Annotated in this window: 16 protein-coding genes and 1 pseudogene; 8 read left to right on the forward strand and 9 right to left on the reverse strand. The window is 70.5% G+C overall.

What is annotated here, in order from left to right; translation table 11 throughout:
• The 7 genes from ACQVFL_RS19130 (at position 1) to ACQVFL_RS19160 (ending at position 8,788) form a co-directional block, all read left to right on the forward strand.
• On the forward strand, positions 1-1,578 hold the full coding sequence (locus ACQVFL_RS19130; RefSeq protein WP_431729850.1) for a class I adenylate-forming enzyme family protein: 1,578 nt from the start codon (positions 1-3) through the stop codon (positions 1,576-1,578).
• 76 nt (positions 1,579-1,654) lie between these two features.
• Positions 1,655-2,455, forward strand: a complete 801-nt coding sequence (locus tag ACQVFL_RS19135; protein WP_431727211.1) for an SDR family NAD(P)-dependent oxidoreductase — start codon at positions 1,655-1,657, stop codon at positions 2,453-2,455.
• Positions 2,452-3,930 carry an aldehyde dehydrogenase family protein gene (locus ACQVFL_RS19140; protein ID WP_431727212.1) on the forward strand — a complete coding sequence of 493 codons (1,479 nt, stop codon included), beginning with the start codon at positions 2,452-2,454 and terminating at the stop codon, positions 3,928-3,930. Before ACQVFL_RS19135 ends, ACQVFL_RS19140 begins: the two co-directional genes overlap by 4 nt.
• Positions 3,927-5,330 (forward strand): UbiD family decarboxylase, encoded by a 1,404-nt coding sequence (locus tag ACQVFL_RS19145; RefSeq protein ID WP_431727213.1) that lies wholly within the window; start codon positions 3,927-3,929, stop codon positions 5,328-5,330. Before ACQVFL_RS19140 ends, ACQVFL_RS19145 begins: the two co-directional genes overlap by 4 nt.
• A 104-nt stretch (positions 5,331-5,434) precedes the next feature.
• Positions 5,435-5,788 (forward strand): ArsR/SmtB family transcription factor, encoded by a 354-nt coding sequence (locus ACQVFL_RS19150; RefSeq protein ID WP_431727214.1) that lies wholly within the window; start codon positions 5,435-5,437, stop codon positions 5,786-5,788.
• 302 nt (positions 5,789-6,090) lie between these two features.
• Positions 6,091-7,422 (forward strand): FAD-dependent oxidoreductase, encoded by a 1,332-nt coding sequence (locus ACQVFL_RS19155; protein WP_396694223.1) that lies wholly within the window; start codon positions 6,091-6,093, stop codon positions 7,420-7,422.
• 145 nt (positions 7,423-7,567) lie between these two features.
• Positions 7,568-8,788 carry an acyltransferase family protein gene (locus tag ACQVFL_RS19160; protein WP_396694221.1) on the forward strand — a complete coding sequence of 407 codons (1,221 nt, stop codon included), beginning with the start codon at positions 7,568-7,570 and terminating at the stop codon, positions 8,786-8,788.
• A 116-nt stretch (positions 8,789-8,904) separates the two neighbouring features.
• Here the strand turns inward: ACQVFL_RS19160 and ACQVFL_RS19165 are convergent, their stop codons facing one another.
• The 9 genes from ACQVFL_RS19165 to ACQVFL_RS19205 all read right to left on the reverse strand — a co-directional run bounded on the left by ACQVFL_RS19165 (position 8,905) and on the right by ACQVFL_RS19205 (position 18,957).
• Positions 8,905-9,969: a glucose-1-phosphate thymidylyltransferase gene (locus ACQVFL_RS19165; RefSeq protein WP_431727215.1), complete on the reverse strand. Its 1,065-nt coding sequence runs from the start codon at positions 9,967-9,969 to the stop codon at positions 8,905-8,907.
• Between the two features lie 115 nt (positions 9,970-10,084).
• Complete coding sequence (locus ACQVFL_RS19170) at positions 10,085-11,092, reverse strand: quinone oxidoreductase family protein (protein WP_431727216.1); 1,008 nt, start codon at positions 11,090-11,092, stop codon at positions 10,085-10,087.
• Positions 11,092-11,358 carry a MoaD/ThiS family protein gene (locus tag ACQVFL_RS19175; protein ID WP_396694216.1) on the reverse strand — a complete coding sequence of 89 codons (267 nt, stop codon included), beginning with the start codon at positions 11,356-11,358 and terminating at the stop codon, positions 11,092-11,094. The genes ACQVFL_RS19170 and ACQVFL_RS19175 overlap by 1 nt, the downstream gene beginning before the upstream one ends.
• A 14-nt stretch (positions 11,359-11,372) precedes the next feature.
• Entirely contained in the window at positions 11,373-12,239 is an 867-nt protein-coding gene (locus ACQVFL_RS19180) for a formylglycine-generating enzyme family protein (protein ID WP_431727217.1), read from the reverse strand.
• Between the two features lie 362 nt (positions 12,240-12,601).
• Entirely contained in the window at positions 12,602-13,021 is a 420-nt protein-coding gene (locus ACQVFL_RS19185; protein ID WP_431727218.1) for an SgcJ/EcaC family oxidoreductase, read from the reverse strand.
• A gap of 34 nt (positions 13,022-13,055) precedes the next feature.
• A complete protein-coding gene (locus ACQVFL_RS19190; protein ID WP_431727219.1) occupies positions 13,056-14,234 on the reverse strand; it encodes an acyl-CoA dehydrogenase family protein in 1,179 nt (392 codons plus the stop codon).
• 139 nt (positions 14,235-14,373) lie between these two features.
• A complete protein-coding gene (locus ACQVFL_RS19195) occupies positions 14,374-15,159 on the reverse strand; it encodes a helix-turn-helix domain-containing protein (protein WP_396694208.1) in 786 nt (261 codons plus the stop codon).
• Positions 15,160-15,994: 835 nt separating this feature from the next.
• Positions 15,995-16,999, reverse strand: coding sequence for an enediyne biosynthesis protein (locus ACQVFL_RS19200; RefSeq protein ID WP_396694206.1), 1,005 nt, complete (start codon positions 16,997-16,999; stop codon positions 15,995-15,997).
• Complete coding sequence (locus tag ACQVFL_RS19205) at positions 16,996-18,957, reverse strand: CRTAC1 family protein (RefSeq protein ID WP_431729851.1); 1,962 nt, start codon at positions 18,955-18,957, stop codon at positions 16,996-16,998. Before ACQVFL_RS19205 ends, ACQVFL_RS19200 begins: the two co-directional genes overlap by 4 nt.
• Positions 18,958-19,978: 1,021 nt before the next feature.
• On the opposite strand from ACQVFL_RS19205, the pseudogene ACQVFL_RS19210 reads away from it, so the two are divergent.
• Positions 19,979-20,245 (forward strand): annotated as a pseudogene (locus ACQVFL_RS19210) (AraC family transcriptional regulator); the annotation flags it as partial.
• Positions 20,246-20,344 lie beyond the last annotated feature (99 nt).

The following is a 20,344-nucleotide window of genomic DNA, read 5'->3' on the forward strand; positions in this document are numbered from 1 at the left end:
ATGGTGGCGTGGGGGGCAGAGCGCCACCCGCAACGGCGGGCGATCGGCGGCGATCGGCCGATGACCTTCCGCCAGTGGGACGCGTACACCAACCAGCTCGCTCGGGCGCTGACCGCGCTCGGCGTACGCCGCAGCGACCGGGTGGCGCTGCACATGGCCAACGGCACCGCTCTGGCCGGCTGTTACCTGGCCGTGCAGAAGCTCGGCGCGGTCGCGGTGCCGCTGTCGACCCGATTCGCCGCAGCCGACGTCGAGCACTGCCTCCGCGACTGCGCACCCGTGCTGGTCGTCACCGACGCCGGCACCTCCCACGGCTGCGACCGGGCCCGCGACGCGTTGCGCGACCCGCCCGCGCGGATCGCCGTCGGCGGCCCGGACGACACGGAATCCGACGGGGTCACGCTGGCCTCGGTCGCCGCCGGTCAACCCGACGGGCGGCTGCCGGTCACCGTGGCCGGCCACGACCTCAGCGTGCTGCTCTACACCTCCGGCACGACCGGCCGTCCCAAGGGAGTGCCTCGGACCCACGCCGCCGAACACGCCGCCACGGTGGCGCACGTTCTCCAGTCGGGGCTCCGCGCGGAGGACGTCACGCTCGGCGTGATGCCGCTCTTCCACACCATGGGGCTGCGTTCGCTGCTCGCCAGCCTGCTGGTCGGTGGCACGTGGGTGCCCCAGCGCAGGTTCGACGCGGACGAGTCGACCGAACTCGTGGCCCGGGAGGGCGTCACCACGCTGTACCTCGTGCCGACCGTCTTCTGGTCGCTGCTGGGCACCGGCCGGCTACCCGAGCTCACGTCGTTACGCCGGCTCGGGTACGCGGGTGCACCGATGACCCCGGACCTCGCAGGTCGACTCGTGGCGGCGGTGCGTCCGGAGACCTTCGTCAACCATTACGGCAGCACCGAGATCTTCACCTTCACCGTGGAGCCGGACGCGGCGGCCAGGCCCGGCAGCGCCGGACGCGCGGGCCTGTTCTCCCGGGTCCGGATCGTCGCCGACGACCCCGAGGCCGGTCCGGACGACGTCGTGGGGCCGGGTGAGCCGGGACAGGTGATCGCGTCGATGGACTCCCCGGAGGCATTCTCCGGCTACTGGCGGCGGCCGGAGGCCGACCGGGCGGCGATCCGGCGCGGTTGGTACCACACCGGCGACCTCGCCGTCCGGGACGAACGCGGAGACCTCTGGTACCAGGGGCGCGTCGACGACATGATCATCACGGGCGGGGAGAACGTCTATCCGGCGGAGATCGAGGCAGCACTGTGCGCCGTGCCCGCGGTCAGCGACACCGTCGTGGTCGGGCTCCCGGACGAGCGCTGGGGCCAGTCCGTCACCGCGTTCGTGGTCGTACGCCCCGGCCTCGACCCCGCGCAGGCGGTCCGGGAGGTGCAGCGCTTCGTGCGGACCGCCTCCGGTCTGCCGTCGCTGAAACGCCCGAAGCGGGTCATCGCCGTGGAACGGCTCCCCCGCTCTGCGGTGGGCAAGATCCTTCGCCGGCGGCTGACCGACGGTGACTTCACGCCCCTGGCCGACACCACCGGCCGCGGCACCACGGAGCACACGGAGGGGACCCGATGAACGGGTGGAACACGCGAGTCATCAGGTTCGGTGCGACGAGTCCCCCGGGCCGCCCGCAGCACGTCGGAGAGTCGGCATGAGCGAACTGCCGCACGGCGCGGGCCCCCTGGTCGGGCTCGCGGGACGCACTGTCGTCGTGACCGGCGCGGGTGCGTCGATCGGCGACGCGTACGTGCGGGCCTTCGTGTCCGCAGGCGCCAACGTCGTCGCCGTCGACCTCCTGCGTACCGCCCGCTCGGCGCTGGGTACGGCCCGTGCGGTGACCCGCACCGGGCCCGGCCGCGCGGTCTTCGCGCCCGCTGACGTCACCTCGACGTCGGACTGGAAGCTCGTCGTCGAACGGACCATCGCGGAGTTCGGACGTCTCGACGTGCTGGTCAACAACGCGGCCGTCTACCGGTCACTCTCCGGCAAACGTCCGCTGGGCGAGTTGGGCGTCGAGGAGTGGGACGACGTGTTCGCGGTCAACGTCCGCGGCACCTGGCTGGGCATCCGTGCGGTCACCCCGTCGATGGCGGACTGCGGTGGAGGCAGCATCGTCAACGTGTCGTCGGTGGTGAGCCGCACCGGTGCGGTCGGCTTCGCCCACTACGTCGCCTCGAAGGCGGCGGTGGAGGGGCTCACCCGGGCTGCGGCGCGGGAACTCGGAGTCCACCACATCCGGGTCAACGCCGTCGCTCCGGGACTGGTGGCCAACGACGCCAGCCGGACGCTGAACACCGACGAGTACCTCGGCGCGGCGGCCCGCGCCCGCGCGCTGTCGCGGCCGATGCACGCCGAGGACCTGATCGGTCCACTGCTCTGGTTGGCCTCGCCCGCTTCGGCGTTCGTCACAGGCCAGACGGTCGTCGTCGACGGCGGGCAGGTGTTCGCGTGAGCGAGTACGAGCGGGCAGAGCACCAGACGCCGGGCGAGGCTTCCCTCTGGTGGCGGGTGGCGCCGCGGAGTGCCGAGACACGCGGGCGGGTCCAACCGGTCGATCCGACGACCCTCACGCCGCTCGCCCCGGTCACGATCACCACGGCGGAGCAGCTCGACGAGGCCGCGCGGCGGGCCCAGGCGGCGTTGCGGGGCGGGTGGTCGATCGACGGTCGCCGCCGAGCCGCCGTCCTGCACGGCTGGGCCGAGGCGCTGGCCGCGCACGGGGACGAACTGGTCCACGCGCTCGTGACCGAGACCGGCAAGCCGCTGGCCGAGGCGACCCAGGAGGTCCGTGCCGGCGTCGACACGCTGACCTACAACGCCGGTCTGGCCCGTCATCTCGGTGGCGTCGCCGGCACTCTTCCCGACGGCACGGTGACGCACCTCGTCCGGCAGCCGGTCGGGGTCACCGCCTTCGTCGTCCCGTGGAACTGGCCGCTGCTGCTCCTGCTCCGGGACCTCGCGCCGGCGCTGGCCGCCGGGGTGACCGCGCTGGTCAAGCCCGCCCCACAGACCAGCCTGGTCACCGCTCGGATCCTGGCGCTCGGTCGCGCCGCGGGGCTGCCCGACGACGTCGCGCACCTGGTCGTCGGTGGAGCCGAGGAGGGCCGTGCCACGGTCCGGCACCCGCTGGTACGGGCCGTGGCCTTCACCGGATCCACCGAGGTGGGCGCGGAGATCCGCCGGGCGGCCAGCGACGACATGACCCGTACCCTGCTCGAACTGGGGGGCAAGGGAACCCTCGTCGTCTGTGCTGACGCCGACCTGGACGCCGCGGTCCTCGCGGCGGTGCGGGCGACCGTGGTGACGAGCGGCCAGATGTGCCTGGCCTGCACGCGTGTGCTGGTGGACAGATCGGTCTACCGGGACGTGCGCGACCGCCTCGTCGACGGGCTCGACAGGATCAGGGTCGGTCACCCCGCCGATCCCGAGACGCAGATGGGGCCCCTGGTGTCGCCTGCGGCCGGTGAACGGCTGACCCGGTCGCTGACCGCCGCCGCGATACGGCACAGCGTGCACGGTGGTCACCGGCTGCATCTTCCTGACCTGGCGGGGTACTTCGTGCGTCCCGCCGTGGTGACGGATGTCGGGCCGGACACGCCGCTCGTGCAGCAGGAACTGTTCGCCCCGGTGGTGACCGTGGAGCCGTTCGACGACGAGGCCGACGCCGTCCGGCTGGCCAACGCGACGCCGTACGGCCTGGCGGCCGGGGTCTGGACCCGCGACGTGGACCGGGCATGGCGGCTGGCCCACCGGATCGAGGCAGGCACGATCTGGGTCAACGGGTACCACCACTCCTACCCGGAGACCCCCAGCGGTGGCGTCAAGCTCTCCGGCGTGGGCCGCTCTCGCGGGGTGGTCGGGGTCGAGCAGTTCACCGAGCTCAAGCACATCCACTTCGGTGTCTGCGTCCCGGGAGGTCGGCGGTGAACCTGCCCGCCGTGCCGGCCGGTCTGCCTGCGGCGTGGCCGGTCGAACAGAACCTGCGTTCCTGGCTGTCCCACCTCAACCGTCAGGGTCGCCTCGGGCAGGTGCGCTCGTGCGTCGAGCCCGACCAGGAGGTGTCGACGGTCCTCGAGAGCCTCGACGGGCAGCGGGCGGTCCTGTTCCGCGACGTCGCCGGATCGGAGTTCCCGCTCGTCGGCAACACCGTCCGCAGCCGCTTCGATCTCGCCGAGGCGATGGGTTGTCTGCCGGACGAGACCGCCACGCGTTATCTCGCCGCCCTTGCCCGACCTCGCCCCTGGGTGCCGGTGTCCGACCAGAGCGCGCCGGTGCTCGCCAACCGGTTCGACGACGAGGAGCTCCTGTCCAAGCTTCCGCTGACCGTGCAACACGAGCACGATGCCGGGCGGTACCTGACCTCAGCGCTGATCGTGGCCCGGGACCCCCGCACCGGCGCCACCAACCTCTCGATCAACCGGATGCTGGCCGTCGGCGAACGGCATCTGCACACGCTCGTGCTTCCCGGACGGCTGCACCGGATCCTGGCCGCCTCGGAACGGCGCGGGCTCGATCTCGACGTGGCGGTCGTGCTGGGCGTCGATCCCCTGCTCGGCCTGGCCAGCCAGGCTCCGGCGACGGACCGGGAGCTGGACGACCTCGAGGTCGCCAGCGCGCTACGGACCACCCCGTTGCCGGTGGTCTGCTGCCCCACCAACGGCCTGCCGGTGCCGGCCGAGGCGGAGTTCGTCCTCGCCGGCCGGTTCCGGGCCGACGTCCGGGAGCCGGAGGGCCCCTTCGGTGAGTTCCCCCGGACGTACGGGCCGAGCGCACCCGCACCGGTGATCGAGCTGACCGCCGGATGGCACCGGGACGCCGCCGTGTGTCAGACCATCCTCTCCGGTGGCCGCGAGCACTTCCTGCTCGGCGGGATCGCCCGGGAGGCAGCACTGCTGCGGACACTGCGGTGGGCGCACCCGGAGGTGGTGGCGGTGCGGCTGACGGAGGCCGGTTCGTGCCGGCTGCACGCCGTCGTCGCGGTGAGCCCGGCGGGCGCCGGGTCCTCGATGAACGTCCTCCTCTCCACGCTCGGCGCGACCGGTGCGGTCAAACACGCGATCGTCGTCGACGACGACGTGGACATCCACGACGACGAACAGGTGGGCTGGGCGGTCGCCACCCGGGTCCAGGCGGACCGGGACGTACTCGTGGTGCCACGGGCCGCCGGGAGCGGGCTCGACCCCTCGTCGGAGGGCCGGACGACCGCGAAGTTGGGCATCGACGCGACCGTCGCCGGCGATGCACGCAGTCGACATGCCCGCATGCGCACCAGTCCCCGCAGACCGGAGTGGATCGAGCGGTTCCTGGCGGAGGCCACCTGCTCGTGACCACCCGGCCGGGCGGCCGGGCCCCCGCCGAGCCCCGGGGGCCGGTTGCGCCACCGTCCCTGGGATGCCTCCCCAGGAGGTCTGAGAACGGAAGGTCAGCATCTGTGGCAAGCGACGAACTCAGTCGGATCATGGCGGCGCTGGCCGATCCGACCCGACGGGCGATCCTCGTCCGGTTGGTGGATGGCGAGGCCAGCGTCACCGAGATCGCCGCCCCGTTCGCGATGACAATGCCCGCGGTGAGCCGCCACCTGCGGGTGCTGGAGCGCGCCGGGCTCGTCCGACGTCGGCGCGACGCGCGGCGGCGCCCCTGCCGCATCGCCCCCGCACCACTGTGGACGGCACTGGCCTGGCTGCAGGAGATGGCCTCCGACGCCGGTGGCGGCGGACCCGTCGATCTGCTCCACGGCCCAGCCGGGCCGGGCAGCGCCGAATCCGGATCCGCCACCACCCGCTAGCGGTTTCCCTCCCCCGACTCCACCGTCGCGGACGGTTCGCGGTCAGGGCGAGAACGTCTTTCCGGTCGCATTGTTCCGGCCATTCCTGCGCGTTGTTCCGAGACACTGTCCCGCCGTCTGCGTCGGCCGCGACCAGCGAGGTCCACCACCGGCAAGGGCAGTCAGGGAGATGCTCGGCGACCACACCGGCTGACACGATCCCACACAGAGCAGCCGGGGTGTCGAGCCGACCTCGTCCGGGCACCGAAACGATTTTCGTGACGTCACCGAAATCGTTCATCACGTAAGGGAGACGACCGTTCATGAGCAGATTCGTCGGAGAACGCGCCGTCGTGCTGGGTGGCAGCATCACCGCATTGTTCGCCACCAGCGCGCTGTCCGAGGGCTACCGCGAGGTCGTCATCGTCGACCGCGACGAACTCCTCGGCGTACGTGAAGCACGCCGGGGGGCGCCCCAAGCACGCCATATCAACGGGCTTCTCGCCCGGGGCGCCCGCGCCATGGAGGAACTCTTCCCGGAGATCACCGCGCAGATGATCAGTGCCGGGTGCCCACAGACCGACCTGTCCGGCACGGTGCGCTGGTACTTCAACGGCAAGCCGCTCAAGCAGGTGCGTGCCGGCCTGACCAATGTGGGCGCCCGACGCCCGATCATGGAGGCGCACGTCCGCGACCGAGTGCAGGCGCTCGGTAACGTCACCTTCCGGGAGCGGTACGACATCACCGGCCTGGCCACGTCGGCGGACCGGTCCCGGATCACCGGCGCTCGGGTCCAGCGCCGCGACGGTGGCGCGGAGGAGACGCTGGAGGCCGACCTGGTCGTGGACGCCACCGGCCGTGGCTCCCGGACCCCGCTCTGGTTGGAGTCGCTGGGCTACCCCCGGGTCGACGAGGAGGGCACCAAGATCGGGCTCGGGTACGTGACGCGGCACTACCGGTTGCGTACCGACCCGTTCGGGACCGACCACTCGATCATCGCGGTGGCGAACCCCGGGCTTCCCCGCGGTGCCATCTTCACCAAGACGGACAGCGGTCTGGTCGAGTTGACGGCATACGGTCTGCTCGGTGATCATCCGCCCACCGACCCGGACGGCTTCACCGCCTTCGTCAAGACCCTGGCCGCCAAGGAGATCCACGAGGCGATCGTCGAGGCCGAGCCGCTGAACGACCCGGTGCTGTTCCGGTTCCCGACCACGCTGCGGCGCCGATTCGACCGGATGGCGCGACTTCCCGAGCGTCTGATCGTGCTCGGTGACGCCGTCTGCACCCCGAACCCGGTCTTCGCCCAGGCCCAGAGCCTCGCCGCGCTGCAGGCCCTGGCCCTGCGCGACACGCTGCGCGGTGGCCGTGCGCCGGACTCGGTGGAGTTCATGCGGCAGGTCGGCCGAATCATCGATCCGGCCTGGGACATGACCGAGGGCATCAATCTCAGCTTTCCCGGTGTCGAGGGTCCGCGGACCCCGATGCTCAAGCTGATGCAGGCCTACATGTACCGCGTCCAGGTGGCGGCCACCCGGGACGCCGCCGTGACCGAGCAGTTCATGCGCTCGGCCGGACTGGTCGACCCGCTCGAGGCGCTGATGCGTCCCGGAATGGTGCTGCGGGTGCTGCGCAACTCCCGCGCCGCGGCCTGAGCGACGCCCGCCCGCGACACCGGCGACGCCGCCCACCGCTCCCGCCGCGACAGGACGTCGAGGCCCGGCCGGTGGGCGGCGTACCCGGCTCCCCGTTCCCGACCGTCGGCGGCACCGACGGATGTTCCCTAGCGGAGGTCACTCCATGACGATCACACAGCCCGGAGTACGGCCGGAGGTCCCGCCGGGGATCGGCGGCTCCCGTCTGCCGTCGCTGACCGGACTTCGGGCCCTTGCCGGCCTGTCGGTGTTCATCACCCACGGGCTCGCCCTGGGCCTCTTCACCGACCCCGAGGTGATGCTCGACTACATCCACTACGGCGCCAACGCCGGGATGTTCGGACTCGCCTTCTTCTTCGTCCTCACCGGTTTCGTGGTGACCTGGACCGCGTCGTCGACCGACAGCGCCCGGGCGTTCTGGCGTCGCCGCTTCTTCAAGCTGTTCCCCAACCACGTGGTGGTGTACGCCGTCATCCTGCTCCTGCTGATCCCGACCGGCGCTTCGATCCAGGCGGTCGAGGCCACGGCTGGGCTGTTCCTGATCAGTTCCTGGTTTCCGAGCGAGGCGTTCCTGTTCGGCAACCTCAACGGCCCGATGTGGTCGGCCAACATCGACGTGCTGGCGTATGCGGCGTTCCCGTTCCTCTACGTCCTGGTCAAGAAGATCTCACCGAGCCGGCTGTGGGCCTGGGCGATCGGCGTGACGGCGCTGGCGGCCCTCGTGCCGGTGATCGCCGGCAACCTGCTGCCTGATCATCCGCCGTCGATGGTGGCACCCGAGGTCTCCTGGCCGCAGCACTGGTTCGGTTTCTACTTCCCGTTGACCCGGGCGCTCGAGTTCGTGGTCGGCATCATCATGGCGCGCATCGTCCTCACCGGTCGGTGGATCGGCCTGCGCGCCCTGCCCGCGTCCCTTCTCACTCTCGGCTTCTACCTGGTGACCCTGGACGTGCCGGTCTTCTACGGCTACACCTTCGTTCCGCTCATCCCGATGGCGCTGTTGATCCCCGCCTTCGCGATGGCCGACGTGCGGGGACGGCGGACGCTGGTGAACAGCAGGCTGATGGTGTGGATGGGGGACCGGATGTACGCCTTCTTCGTCATCCACATCACCGTGATGTTCATGGTCCACGCGGCCTTCACCGGTGAGAACGGCGTCACCGGCATGTACAGCCGGGCGACGTTCGGCCTGGGCACCGGGATCGTGGTGCTGGTCGCGACGTATCTGCTCTGTCTGGTCCTGGCGTCGGTCCTGTACGAGTTGGTCGAGCAGCCGGCGATGCGTCGCTGGTCGCGCCCCCGACGGCGGGTCGACGTGGCGGTCCGGCCGCAGCCCGACGCCGCCGGGGGCAGCCGGTCGCGCTGAACGCCCGCCGACGCACGGCCGCGCCCGGTGTCCGGGCGCGGCCGTCCGTCGTCGCCGGACCGGCCGGCTCCCGTCCGGTCCACCGCGGGCGCCCGGGGCGGGGACCCGGCAGGGGGTCATCCGGGGATCTCGACACGGGCGTCGTCGCCGCAGACGACGCGGCAGCCGCGGCGGGGGTCGCCCCGCTCGATCGTCACGGCCCGCCCGACGAGCGAGTCCACCAGCCGGCGCACCCCGCAGATCCGGGCCTCGTCCAACACGACGGTGCCGGACACGTCACTGTCACGGACGACGCAGCCCGGGCCGATCGAGGTGTAGGGCCCCAGATGGCTGCCGTCGATCACCGACCCGGCGCCGATGATCGCCGGCCCGTCGACCCGGCTGCGGACGACCCGGGCGCCATGTTCCACCCGGACTCGGGGACCGAGGACGCTGAACGGGTCGACGTCACCGTCCCGGACCGGCTCGACCCCGGCCAGCAGGTGCCGGTTGGCGGCGAGGACGTCATCGCTGTCGGCGATGTCCCGCCAGTAGCCGGCGTACTCGCTGGCATGGACGACGACGCCCTGGTCCACCAGCCACTGCACGGCGTCGGTCAACTCCAACTCACCGCGCGGACCGGGACGGATCGCCTCGATCGCCTGGTGCACGACGGGCGTGAGGAAGCAGGCGCCGACGAGGGCGAGATCGCTGCGCGGGCGACGCGGCTTCTCCACCAGGCGGGTGACCCGGCCGATCCGGTCCAGCTCCACCACGCCGTACGGCCGGGGGTCGGTCACCTTCTGCACGAGCAGGTGGGCCGCGGCTCGTCGGCGACGGAACTCCGCCGCCGGGTCGCCGAGCCCGTCGGGCAGCAGGTTGTCGCCCAGGTGAAGCAGGAAGTCCTCGTCGTCGAGGTACACCCGGGCGATGGCCACCGCATGGGCGAGCCCGCGCGGCGCGTCCTGCGGTAGATAGGTGATGGTCACGCCGTGCCGAGAGCCGTCGCCCAGCGTCTTCTCGATCTGCGCCGTCCCGGCCGGCACGACCATGCCCACCTCCGTGATGCCGAGATCACGCACGCCCCGCAGCACGTGTGCGAGCAGCGGCTGGTTGGCCAGCGGGACGAGTTGCTTGGGCAGCGAGTGGCTGACCGGTCGAAGGCGGGTACCCGATCCTCCGGACAACACCAGGGCCTTCACGAGTTCTCCCAACGGTTCGGGCGGCGGGCCGAGGCGTACCGGTGAACCGGGTAGCGTCGCGGCCCCCGGGACGTCGACCCGCCGGGTCGGCCGCGACGGCCGACCCGGCGGTCGGTCAGGGCAGGAGCAGGATCTTGCCGAGCGTGCGACGCGACTCCAGCGCCACGTGGGCCGCCGGGGCGGCGGAGAGGGGCAGGGCGGCGTGGGTACGGATCCGCAGCCGACCGGCCAGCACCTCGTCGAAGACGGTGGCGGCGCGTCGGCGGGTCTGATCGGGAGTCCGGTCGTAGTGGCTCAACGACGCCTTCGTCAGGAAGAGCGAGCCGAACGAGTTCAGCAGGCCCGGGTCGACCGGGTCGACCGGCCCGCTGGTCTGGCCGTAGAGGACCATCGCACCGCCTGGGCGCAGGCAGGCCAGGCCGTCGGTGACGGTGTCGCGACCGATCGCGTCGTACACCACGTCCGCACCTCGGCCACCGGTCAGTTCCCGGACGCGGACGGCGAAGGAGGTCGTGCGGCGGTTGACGACGTGATGCGCTCCGGCGGCCAGCGCGGCGGCGGCCTTGTCGTCGCGGGACACCGTCCCGATCACCGTGGCACCCAGGCGGGCGGCGAGCTGGCAGAGCAGACCGCCGACTCCGCCGGCTGCGGAGTGCACCACGCAGACGACGCCGTCACCCAGCGGATACACCTCGGTGACGAGGAGATGTGCGGTCATGCCGTGGATGAGGACGGCGGCCGCGCCCGCCAGGCTCACGCCCTCGGGCACCGGCAGCAGGCGGGCAGCGGGCACGACGCAGTGCGTGGCGTAGGCCCCGGGTCGTCCCATCCAGGCGACCCGGTCCCCCGGGGCGACGTCCGTCACGTCGGTACCGACCCGGAGCACCGTGCCGCTGCCCTCGATGCCCGGGGTGAACGGCAGGTCCACCTGGTACGTGCCGACGCGCTGGTAGAGGTCGACGACGTTGACGCCGGCCGCAGCGACCCGGACGAGACACTCGCCGGCCGCCAGCGGGGGCAGTCGCGCCTCGCGGAGGGCGAGGACCTCGGGTGGGCCGTACGTGTTCATCACCACCTGCCGGGCCGGGTCGGCGGAGTCGGTGAGTGGCGGGTCGCCGGTCATCAGCCGCCGGCCATCGGCGAGAGGATGGTGACGACCGCCTCGGGGCCGACGGTCGCGGCGGCGCGCTGGTGCCGCGGGATCATCTCGTCGTCGACGCAGATGTTGACGTAGCGCAGCGGAACCCCCTCGGCGTCGAGCAGTCGCCGGCCGAACTCCGGGTGGCGGGCCGCGAAGTCCTGGATGACGGCGTCCAGTGGGCCGGTCGTGCCCTCGAAGTCGGTCCTGCCCTGGGGCGTCCACACGGCGGGTACCACGATCCTGACCATGTCTCTCCTCGGTCTCAGAGGTCGGCCGCGCAGCGGAACCCGTGTGCGAAGCTGGACCACCCATCGGGGTCGCCATGCATCCGTTCGCTACAGCGGACCTGGTAACGGAAGTTCATCCACGAGCCGCCCCGGATCACGCGGTAGCGGCCCATCGCCATGCGCACCGTGGGGTCGCAGCGGACGCCGTCCGCGTAGAGCCGGGACGACGTCGAGGTCCACTCGTAGACGTTGCCGGCCATGTCGGCGCAGCCGAAGGGGCTGTCGCCCCGCTCGGAGAAGGCGCCGACCGGTGATGTCCTGGGCACCGGTCCCGCGCGCGCACACTCGCCGCGCCACCACTGCTGCCAGGCGGCCAGCGAGGTCAGCGGACCGGCGTGCGACTCGGCCGTGTTGGCGGCCTGGACGTCCCACTCGTCGCCCCAGGGCCAGATCCGGAAATCGGGTCCACGTGCCGCGAGCTCCCACTCCGTCTCGGTCGGCAGGCGCTTGCCGCACCAGGCGGCGAACTCCTGCGCGTCGGTGAAGGAGACGTGGACGACGGGGTGGTCGTCGAACTCGGTACCGCCGGTGCCCGGACCTCCGGGTGACCTCCAACTGACCCCGTCGAGTTCCACCCAGCCCTGTGCGGTGTAGACGAGGCCGAAGCCCCGTCGTTCGGCCTCCGTGCGATACCCGGTGTCGCGCACGAACCGGGCGTACGCGGCGACGGTCACCGGGAACCGGTCGATGCGGAAGGGCGCCACCACGGTGGTGAACTGAGGCGTCTCGTCGGCGAACCAGAAGCGGGGCAGCGGCTGGTCGGCCTCGGCGAGCCAGTCGAGGACCCAGTCCGGGCTGCCCTGCCGGAACGCCCCACCGGGCACCCGCCGCATCTCACCCATCGGATCCCGCCTCTCGCCGTTGGTCGGGCCGTCCACCCCTGGTCAGCGCCGTGGGGCAATCATTCATTCGGGTCTCGTCCACGGGCACCTCTCGCTGTGCCCTGTGCGGTCGGGCACACCCGGATGCGCATCGTCGAAGGTGAATACCGTAGATCGATGTAATGCAATTGGGTTACGCCCTGCTGGTAGTAGATGACTGGTGCTGGCAGGTGCACGAGGGGGCGGGCGGGACAGCCGCCCCCTTACGCTGTGCCCGCCCGGGTCGGCACCGCGCCCACTGTTCGGAGGGCTGCGGGAACGACACACGGCCACCGCGCGCCCCGGTCGTCCGAGGTCAGCGCGGTGGCCGTGGTGACAGCAGGTTAGGCGCCGCCGGGGCTGTTCTGGTACGCGGCGAGGCGCCAGCCGCCGTCCCGCCGGACCATCAGCCAACAGGCCCGGATCGCCCGCTCGGGCGCGACCGCGTCGTCGCCGGGCAGAAGGACCCCGCCCTCGGTGAGCACGACCGCGACCTCCGCGCTGAGAAAGCGGACGTCGATGGGCTGGCCGGTGACGCTCGTGCCCCGGTAGGGCCCGGCGAAGGCGTCGCGCATGTAGGCGACGATGGCGTCACGGCCCTTGAGGTAGAGGTTCGGCAGGATCATGGTGCCGTCCTCGGCGAAGACCGCGCCGAAGGCGTCGGCGTCGTGCTGGGCCCACGCCGCCACGATGCGGCCCGGGAGCGCGGCGACGCCGGCCTGGTCGACCGGGCTGGGCCGGAAGCTGGCACTGGTTGCGGACACGATGGTGCTCCTCAGGATCGGGACCGGGATCCGGTCAGACGTACATGCTGTTCGGTTCGAGTCCGCTGAGCAGACGACCGTGCAGCTCGGCGTTGGTGTCGGGGTGCATCAGCGCGTGCAGGCCGAGTGCCTGGATGTCGCGCTGGATGCGTTGAACGGGTACGTCGAGATAGACGGAGGACCCGCCGCTGGCATCGGCGAGCAGAGCGACCGCCTCCCGGGCGCGCTCGACGGCCGCACCCATGTCGGCACGGGCGAGCACCCGCTCACGCGTCGTCCAGGTCTCCTGCTCGGCAGCCTTGCGGTCGACGGTGGCGGCCAGGCGGTGGGCGTGGAACTCGGCCTCGTCGATTCGGGTGGCCGCGTCGGCGAGTCGCAGGTGGGTGATCGGCGCCTCGCGCTGGCTCGCGTAGTCGGTGTAGGTGATCTTGCGATCTCCGAGACGCTGGACGAACGACTCCAGCGCTCCCTTCGCCAGTCCGAGCGCGACCCCGACCGAGGAGGCGGCGGCCACCGGCAGCAGCGGCGCCTGGTAGATCCGGCTGGTCCGGTTGGCCCGCGAGGCACCCTGGCCCTGCAGCACCGCGCCCAGTGGGAGGTACCGGTCCGCAGGCACGAAGAGGTCCTGGGCGACGGTGCTGACGCTGCCGGTGCCCCGCAGTCCCGCGCTGTGCCAGTCGTCGACGATGAACAGTTCGCCGGTGGGCACCAACGCGATGACCGGCATCGGCTCGGCTTGCGAGGCGAGCAGGACGGCGATGACGACCTGCCAGGCGCTGTGTCGGGCGCCGGTGATGAAGCCCCACTTGCCGTTCACCACGATGCCCCCCTCGGCGAGAGTCGCCGTGGCGCTGGGGCTCAACGTCCCACAGATCAGCGAGTCCGGGCCGGTGAAGACGGCGTTCTGGACGTGGTCCGGGAAGTGGGACGCCATCCAGGTGGGGATCCAGTAGACCGAGGCGGTCCAGGCGGCTGACCCGTCGCCCCGGGCCAGTTCGGTGGCGACGTCGACGAGGGTACGGGTGTCGGACTCGTAGCCGCCGAAGCGCAACGGAGTCCGCAGCCGGAACATGCCGGCACCGGCCAACGCGGCGATGGACTCGTCATGCAGTCGACGGTGCTCCTCGTGCCACGCGGCGAAGCCCCGCAACGTCGGCGCGAGGTCGGCCGCGCGTCGCACCAGTTCGGCCCGACCGGCGGGATCGTTGTTCACATATGCCTCCCATGGACATTCGGCTCGACTGAGCCGCGACGACACACCCGCCGTCGCGCGACGCGATCGCCACGTCGACGGCGGGCGACACTGAGATCGGCCGCAACACCGGGCGCAGACCGCCCGGCCGAGCTTGTGCTCAGGCAGCGCGGGCGACACCGGTCCAGCGCGCCTGGCGGACGGTGGCGACGGTGCGGATGTCGGGCAGCGCCACCAGCATCGGCGGATCACACAGACGTGCCGGCCGGAGCCGCACGACGAGATCGACGGACTGCTGCGGGCCGACCCGGAAGGGTCCGTGGCAGCCGAACATGGCGGCCGGGTCGGGCAGCGAGCCGCCGCCTCCGTCCGGCACGGTGCCGAGGCCGTGGCAGAGCAGGTACCACATACCCTCCGGAACGCCGTCCAGCGTGAAGCGGCCGGGGCCGGTCAGGGCCACGCAGCTCACCGGACGCCCCTCCGGGATCCGACTCTTGAACAGCCCCATGAACACCGCGTCGAGCGGTGTCGAGGAGTGGCCCGAGACGACGCCCGAGACGACGCCGTCGGCCGGGACGGCACCGTCCGGCTCAGCCCGCACGATCGACCGCAGAACTCCCCCGCGCCGGCGGTACTCGGTGGGTGAGAGCCCGACGCTGCGGGTGAATCGCGAACTGAAGGTGCCGACGCTGTTGTATCCCACGTGCACGCTGATGTCGGCGACGTTCATCGTCGTCGACAGCAGCAACGACTTCGCGCGCTGCAGGCGCAGCGCCGACAGGAACCGGCCCGGCGACACGCCGGTCACGCGCTGGAACACCCGGGTGTAGTGGAACTTGCTGAACATGGCGGCGCGCGCCATATCGTCCACGGTCAACTGCTCACCGAGATTGTCCCGCATCAACGCGATCGACCGCTCGACCGCATCAACGAAATGGCTGCTCACTACGCCTCCCCTGCCACGGCAGGCCTTTGGCGACGGTTTGTGGGGACGAAAAGAAATGGCGCCCCGGAACGCGTCACCGCCGGCAGTCAGCCGGGCGCACGTTCGAAAGAGTGCTCCGCACCGGCCACAAATCTCGGCGCTGGTGCAATGCAATTGGAGCTGGACCGACTTCTGCCCTTCTCACCGGCCGCCGCCGGCTTCGCGGCCCGTCCGGCCGCCGACCGGATCAGCCGCCGCCTCGCCTGCGACCCGATCGAGAGGGGCAGTCGCCGTATGTCGAACGCCCACATTGACAGCTGACATCATCCGCTTCCCTTGAAATCGGCACGCCCTGAGCCTGCGATTGCGGTAATCCTCGCGTTGCGGAGAAGAACCAGGCATCTTGAAAAGTGCGGTCAATTCCGCACGCTCGAAGAAGCGCCAGGTGTCGCAACTCACGTGAACGAAGGCCGGCGCAGAAAGGGAAACGACCCGCTACCGTCACAACGCGTCATGGAGCAGGCCACGTTTCCGAGGGGTCGCTGATGTTAAGCCCACTGCGGCTCGTGACGGACCTGTTAACAGGATGCGCGGCTGGTCGGCCTGACGCGCACGGGATGTGACGCACCGTGCGGGCGGAGTGGGGTGCCCTCCGGACGCTGCACGCGTACGGGATATCCACGTACGGTGACCATCGGCGCGCGGGACGTGCACGGAGACGAACATCCCATTAGACAGCACACGAACGTCGATCGCCACCGTCGGCCGCCGCGTACTCCTCGCCGCGCCGAGCTGCGGGGTCAGCACGTGCCCGGGTCCGGCCGGGACGGCATCCGTCGCCCCGGCCGGCCTCCCCTCACCTACGTGACGGCTCCGGCGGGCGACCCGCGTCGACCGGCCCGCCCTCCTGCGGTCGGCGCAGCCAGGCGACCCACCACATGAGTCCCCGCACGAGACAGACGAAGGTCAGTGCGAAGAACGTCGTGTACACGACGTTGAGGGCGATCAGGATTCCGTAGACGGCGGCCACCCCGGATCCGAACGCGAACTGGTTCCAACCCCTGGTCGGCGTGGTCCCCGGGTCCGTGATCATGTAATTGGTGAACAGGACGAACGCCACTCCGGTCATCGGCACCAACGCCCCCCACAACGCCACGTCCAGCGTCCAGTGCCGGACCAGCGCCTGGATCACGAAGCCGCCGACCCAGCCCAGGATGAGTGGGACCTTCTTGGTCAGCATCGCGTTCAGGACGGTGCCGGAGGTGATGATGACCAGTGGCACGACGATGCTGATCACGTCCGGAACGTGTTCGGTGAAATGGTACGGCGGCGCGACGTTGACCCAGGGGAACATCAGCAGGGCAACGGTGATGCCGAGGTTGGACGGATTCATGAAGTGCCGCATCCGCCCGTTGACCGGCGCCCGGAGCACGGCCTTCTGGCCGATGGCCACGACCACCGCGAACGCGATCGGCCAGAACCGGTCGTTGGCGTACAACAACATGTTCACGGCGAGAGCGGTGATGTGGGTCGGCAGCAGGAACTCGAACATGCCTCGGGCGCCACGCCCGGCGAATTCCGGCGAACGACGGTACGCGGCAGCCGTGATCAGCTCGATCCCGATCTCCGCCGCATAGCCGATCAGCAACGCGAAGATCGGCCACGCCCAAGGCTGCTCGAAGCCGAGGACCGTGTAGCCGAGGATGTTGAACACGGTCATCGAGATGGCGAAGTTCCGCAACGCGAGGTAGCGGGGGTCCTTCGCCGCCGACCCGGTCTCCTTCGGCACCGGTGGAGGGTCGCCACCGACGCGCGCGGGAACGGCTGATCGGTCGGTGCGGTGGATGGACGGGGCGCTCATGACGCCTTCACCTCCCTGACCTGGTCGGTCAGCATCAGGCTGTGCCAACCGCGGGTCATCTGCTGCGTCCGGGTGTGCCGCACACCGTCGAGGTCGCGCCAGGCGAGTTCGACCGAGACGGGCTGGTCGCCGATCTCACCGAGCCCGAACACCACGTCGAAGCTGCGCTTGCCGGAGTGGCCGCCGCCGCCGTCGAGCTGGGCCAGCCGGACACGTCCGTCCGGCGTACGGACCCGCACCTGGGCGTTGTAGGCCGGCGTACCGATCGCGTCCGGTGAGCCGGCGGGCCGGTACAGCCGCAGGCCCAGGAAGTCACCGAGACTGTCGGCGGTGTTGCGGTAGAAGCTCGGCCGGCCCCACTGACGAGCCACGGCGAAGTCCTGACTGCCGTTGCCGTCGACATCGGCGACCGCGACACCACGACTCGGCGTGTCGTCGGTCATGCCGAGTTCCCGGGCCAGATCGGCGTAGCGCCCGTTGCCCTCCGGCGTCCAGAAGGCGATCGGCTGGGAGCCGGCGATGTCGTCGCCCGGCCGCGAGTTCGGCCACATCTGGGGGTTGCGCAACATGAGGTCGTTGGCCATGGCCAGCTCCTGTAGCCAGGCCCACCGGTTCAGGGTGCCCCGGATGAAGCCGTTGGTCTGCACGATCTCGACCTCGCCGTCGTTGTCGAAGTCCGCCATCTTGGTGTCCCAGCCCCAGCCCGACCAGGCGAGATTGCGCTCGGCCGCCTCGTTGACGTACGGCGCTCGTCCGGCACGCAGCATCTCGCCGGCCGACTCCGGGCTCGACGCGATGTTGCGCCAGACGAAGGTGCTCTCCTCGAGCCCCCAGGACGTGGTGATGTTGCTGACGAAGGCGTCGAAACGCCCGCTGCCGTGCAGGTCGCCGAACTCGATCGACATGCCCTTGAACGAGTCGTGACCGAGGACCAGTGACTTCGGCGTGAACGCGTCCCGCTTGCCCTCGACCAGCTCGAAGCGGATCCTGCCGGGCTCCGAACGGTTGTGGAACAGGCGGTCGTTGCCGAAGTCGTTGGCGAGGTACAGCTCCGGCAGCAGGTCGCCGTCCAGGTCGGCCGAGGCCGCACCGAGGGTCCATCCGCTGGCCACCGCCGGTGCGATCGCGGCCTGTTCGGTGTAGGTGACCGAGGGCTCGTCGCCGCCCTGGGCCGCGGTTCGGCGCAGGATGTGCGCACCGCCGGCGTTGCGGGCCCGGGACATCGAGTGGTTCATCTGCATCCCGGCGCGCCCGTCCGGATCGAGCACCTGGGAGTCGGGGAAGTAGTTGAACACGCCGATGTCGGCGTGTCCGTCACCGTCGAAGTCCGCGATGGCCACGGCGTTGGTGTTCCAGAGCTTGCCGTCGTACACCCCGTCACCACGGTCCCGGGTGGGCACCAGCTCGGTCGGCCGGAAACGCTCCGCGACGAGTGGTGCCCGGCCGCCACGGTTCATGAAGAGCACCGGGGTGCGGCCCCAGTAGTAGACGAGCAGGTCGGTCCAGCCGTCCTCGTTGAAGTCCCCGGGCACGCAGCCCATCGGCGCCATCGCACGGTGGGTGGGCAGCGGGTCCGGGGTCAGGACGAACGGCTGGTACACGTTTGCGCTGCCCGGTGCCGGAGTGATGATCACGCTGTCACTACGGGTGTCCACCAGGCACATGTCGTTGGGCACGCCGCCGCCGTCGAGGTCGTTGATGGCGACCGCGGCGCCGACCGACGACACCCAGGACCGGATGTGCTGGTACTCGGGGTTGACCGTCCGGACGCTGCGCTCCGGCAGCCCGTCCGGCAGGATGATCGGTAGTTCGGTGAAGTCGAACCGCTCCGCCAGGCGCGCGCGTTCGGTCGGCGATGCCAGTGGCAGCCGCGCCACGAGGTAGGTGGCGATCACCAGGACGATGACCGTGAGTACGGGAATGAGCCGGCGTAGAACGCCGACCGGGTGCGATACCAACAGCTCCCCCTCGAAGGTAGGCAGCGTCGTCACGACAACGTCGCGTGCCGCGCTGGAATGTGTCGGCCCGGGGCATTCGACGGTCGATCCGCCTCACCTCTCCTGGGCGTCCGCCGGTATGCGTAGGCGCTGACCGGTGACGAGAGCTGCCACAGGGCCCGAAGGATCCGTCGAGGTTTCCGTTCCCCCGCGAATACGACGTGGCCACGAATGTGCCGACCTGGTGACGACAACCGCATCATCGGAGTGGCCCCGAACCACCAACATCATGGCCGACGCGCGTGATGCAGTTCTTCTCGCACGTTGCGGTGGCGACCAGTCCGGGCGTGACGGGCCTCGACACGTTTCCGAATGACCGCATCCGCATCCGCGTCCGCGATCCGCCCACCGCGGCTGCCGGTGAGCGGTGGCATGTCGTGGCCGGTCGATGGCGGGCTCGCCCTCGGGTAGGATTCGCCGATTAACCGCGGCGGTTCCGCTCGTTCACGTACCGCCGGTCTGGGCGACGGCCGCACTGAGCCACGTCCACAGCATTTGTCGGATTCCCGGTTAATTTGCTCTTTCGCCCGCTATGTCATGCCGATTGCAGCTCCCGTCCCGCCGGGACTCCAAACCCGCGCACCGACACCCCGATCACGGAGCGTGGTTGAGAGACAACACTCCGACCGCACGGGTGCGGCCAGGTCCCCGCACTCCAGAGGCCATGCGAGCGTCCACTTGCGACGCTTTTGGCAGCACCTCTCCGGAAACTGCATTTAGTGCCACTATCTGTTACTCGCCGTAACGCATTCGAGCGCACCGCCACAACCGCAGAAAATCGGCAGTTGCCCATTCGAATGGCGAGCGATAGCATCTAAGTTCCACAAGACGCCAATAAATATAGAAAACCCGAAAGAATACACCATGCACTTACGATTAGGGGCGGCGAACGACCACGCACGCTCCAGACAGACATTCGACCGGCTCCCCGGGTGATCTGATGCTGGTGGACGAAATAGCCGTCCGACGCGCGTTGTGGACCATGCGTGAGAGACTGGGAGAGCCGCTGACAATCGACGAGATAGCCAGCGCGGCGATGTTCAGCAGATTCCATTTCTCGCGCCTGTTCCGCAGAATGACGGGAATTTCGCCCGGCCGGTTTCTGGCCGCGATCCGCATTCAGGAGGCCAAGCGGCTGCTCGCCAGCACGTCGATGACCGTGGCGAGCATCAGCACCACCGTCGGGTACACGAGCCTCGGAACCTTCAGCACGCGATTTCATCGCAGCGTCGGAGTGTCACCCATGGCGTACCGACGGCGGTTCCTCGATCCCCTGCCACCGATCGGACAGGGCGGGTCGCCGCCGGGCAGCGCCGTGGTCAGCGGGGAGGTCAGCACCTTCTGCCCG

This window comes from Verrucosispora sp. TAA-831 (assembly GCF_050780145.1).
Classification (GTDB): domain Bacteria; phylum Actinomycetota; class Actinomycetes; order Mycobacteriales; family Micromonosporaceae; genus Micromonospora.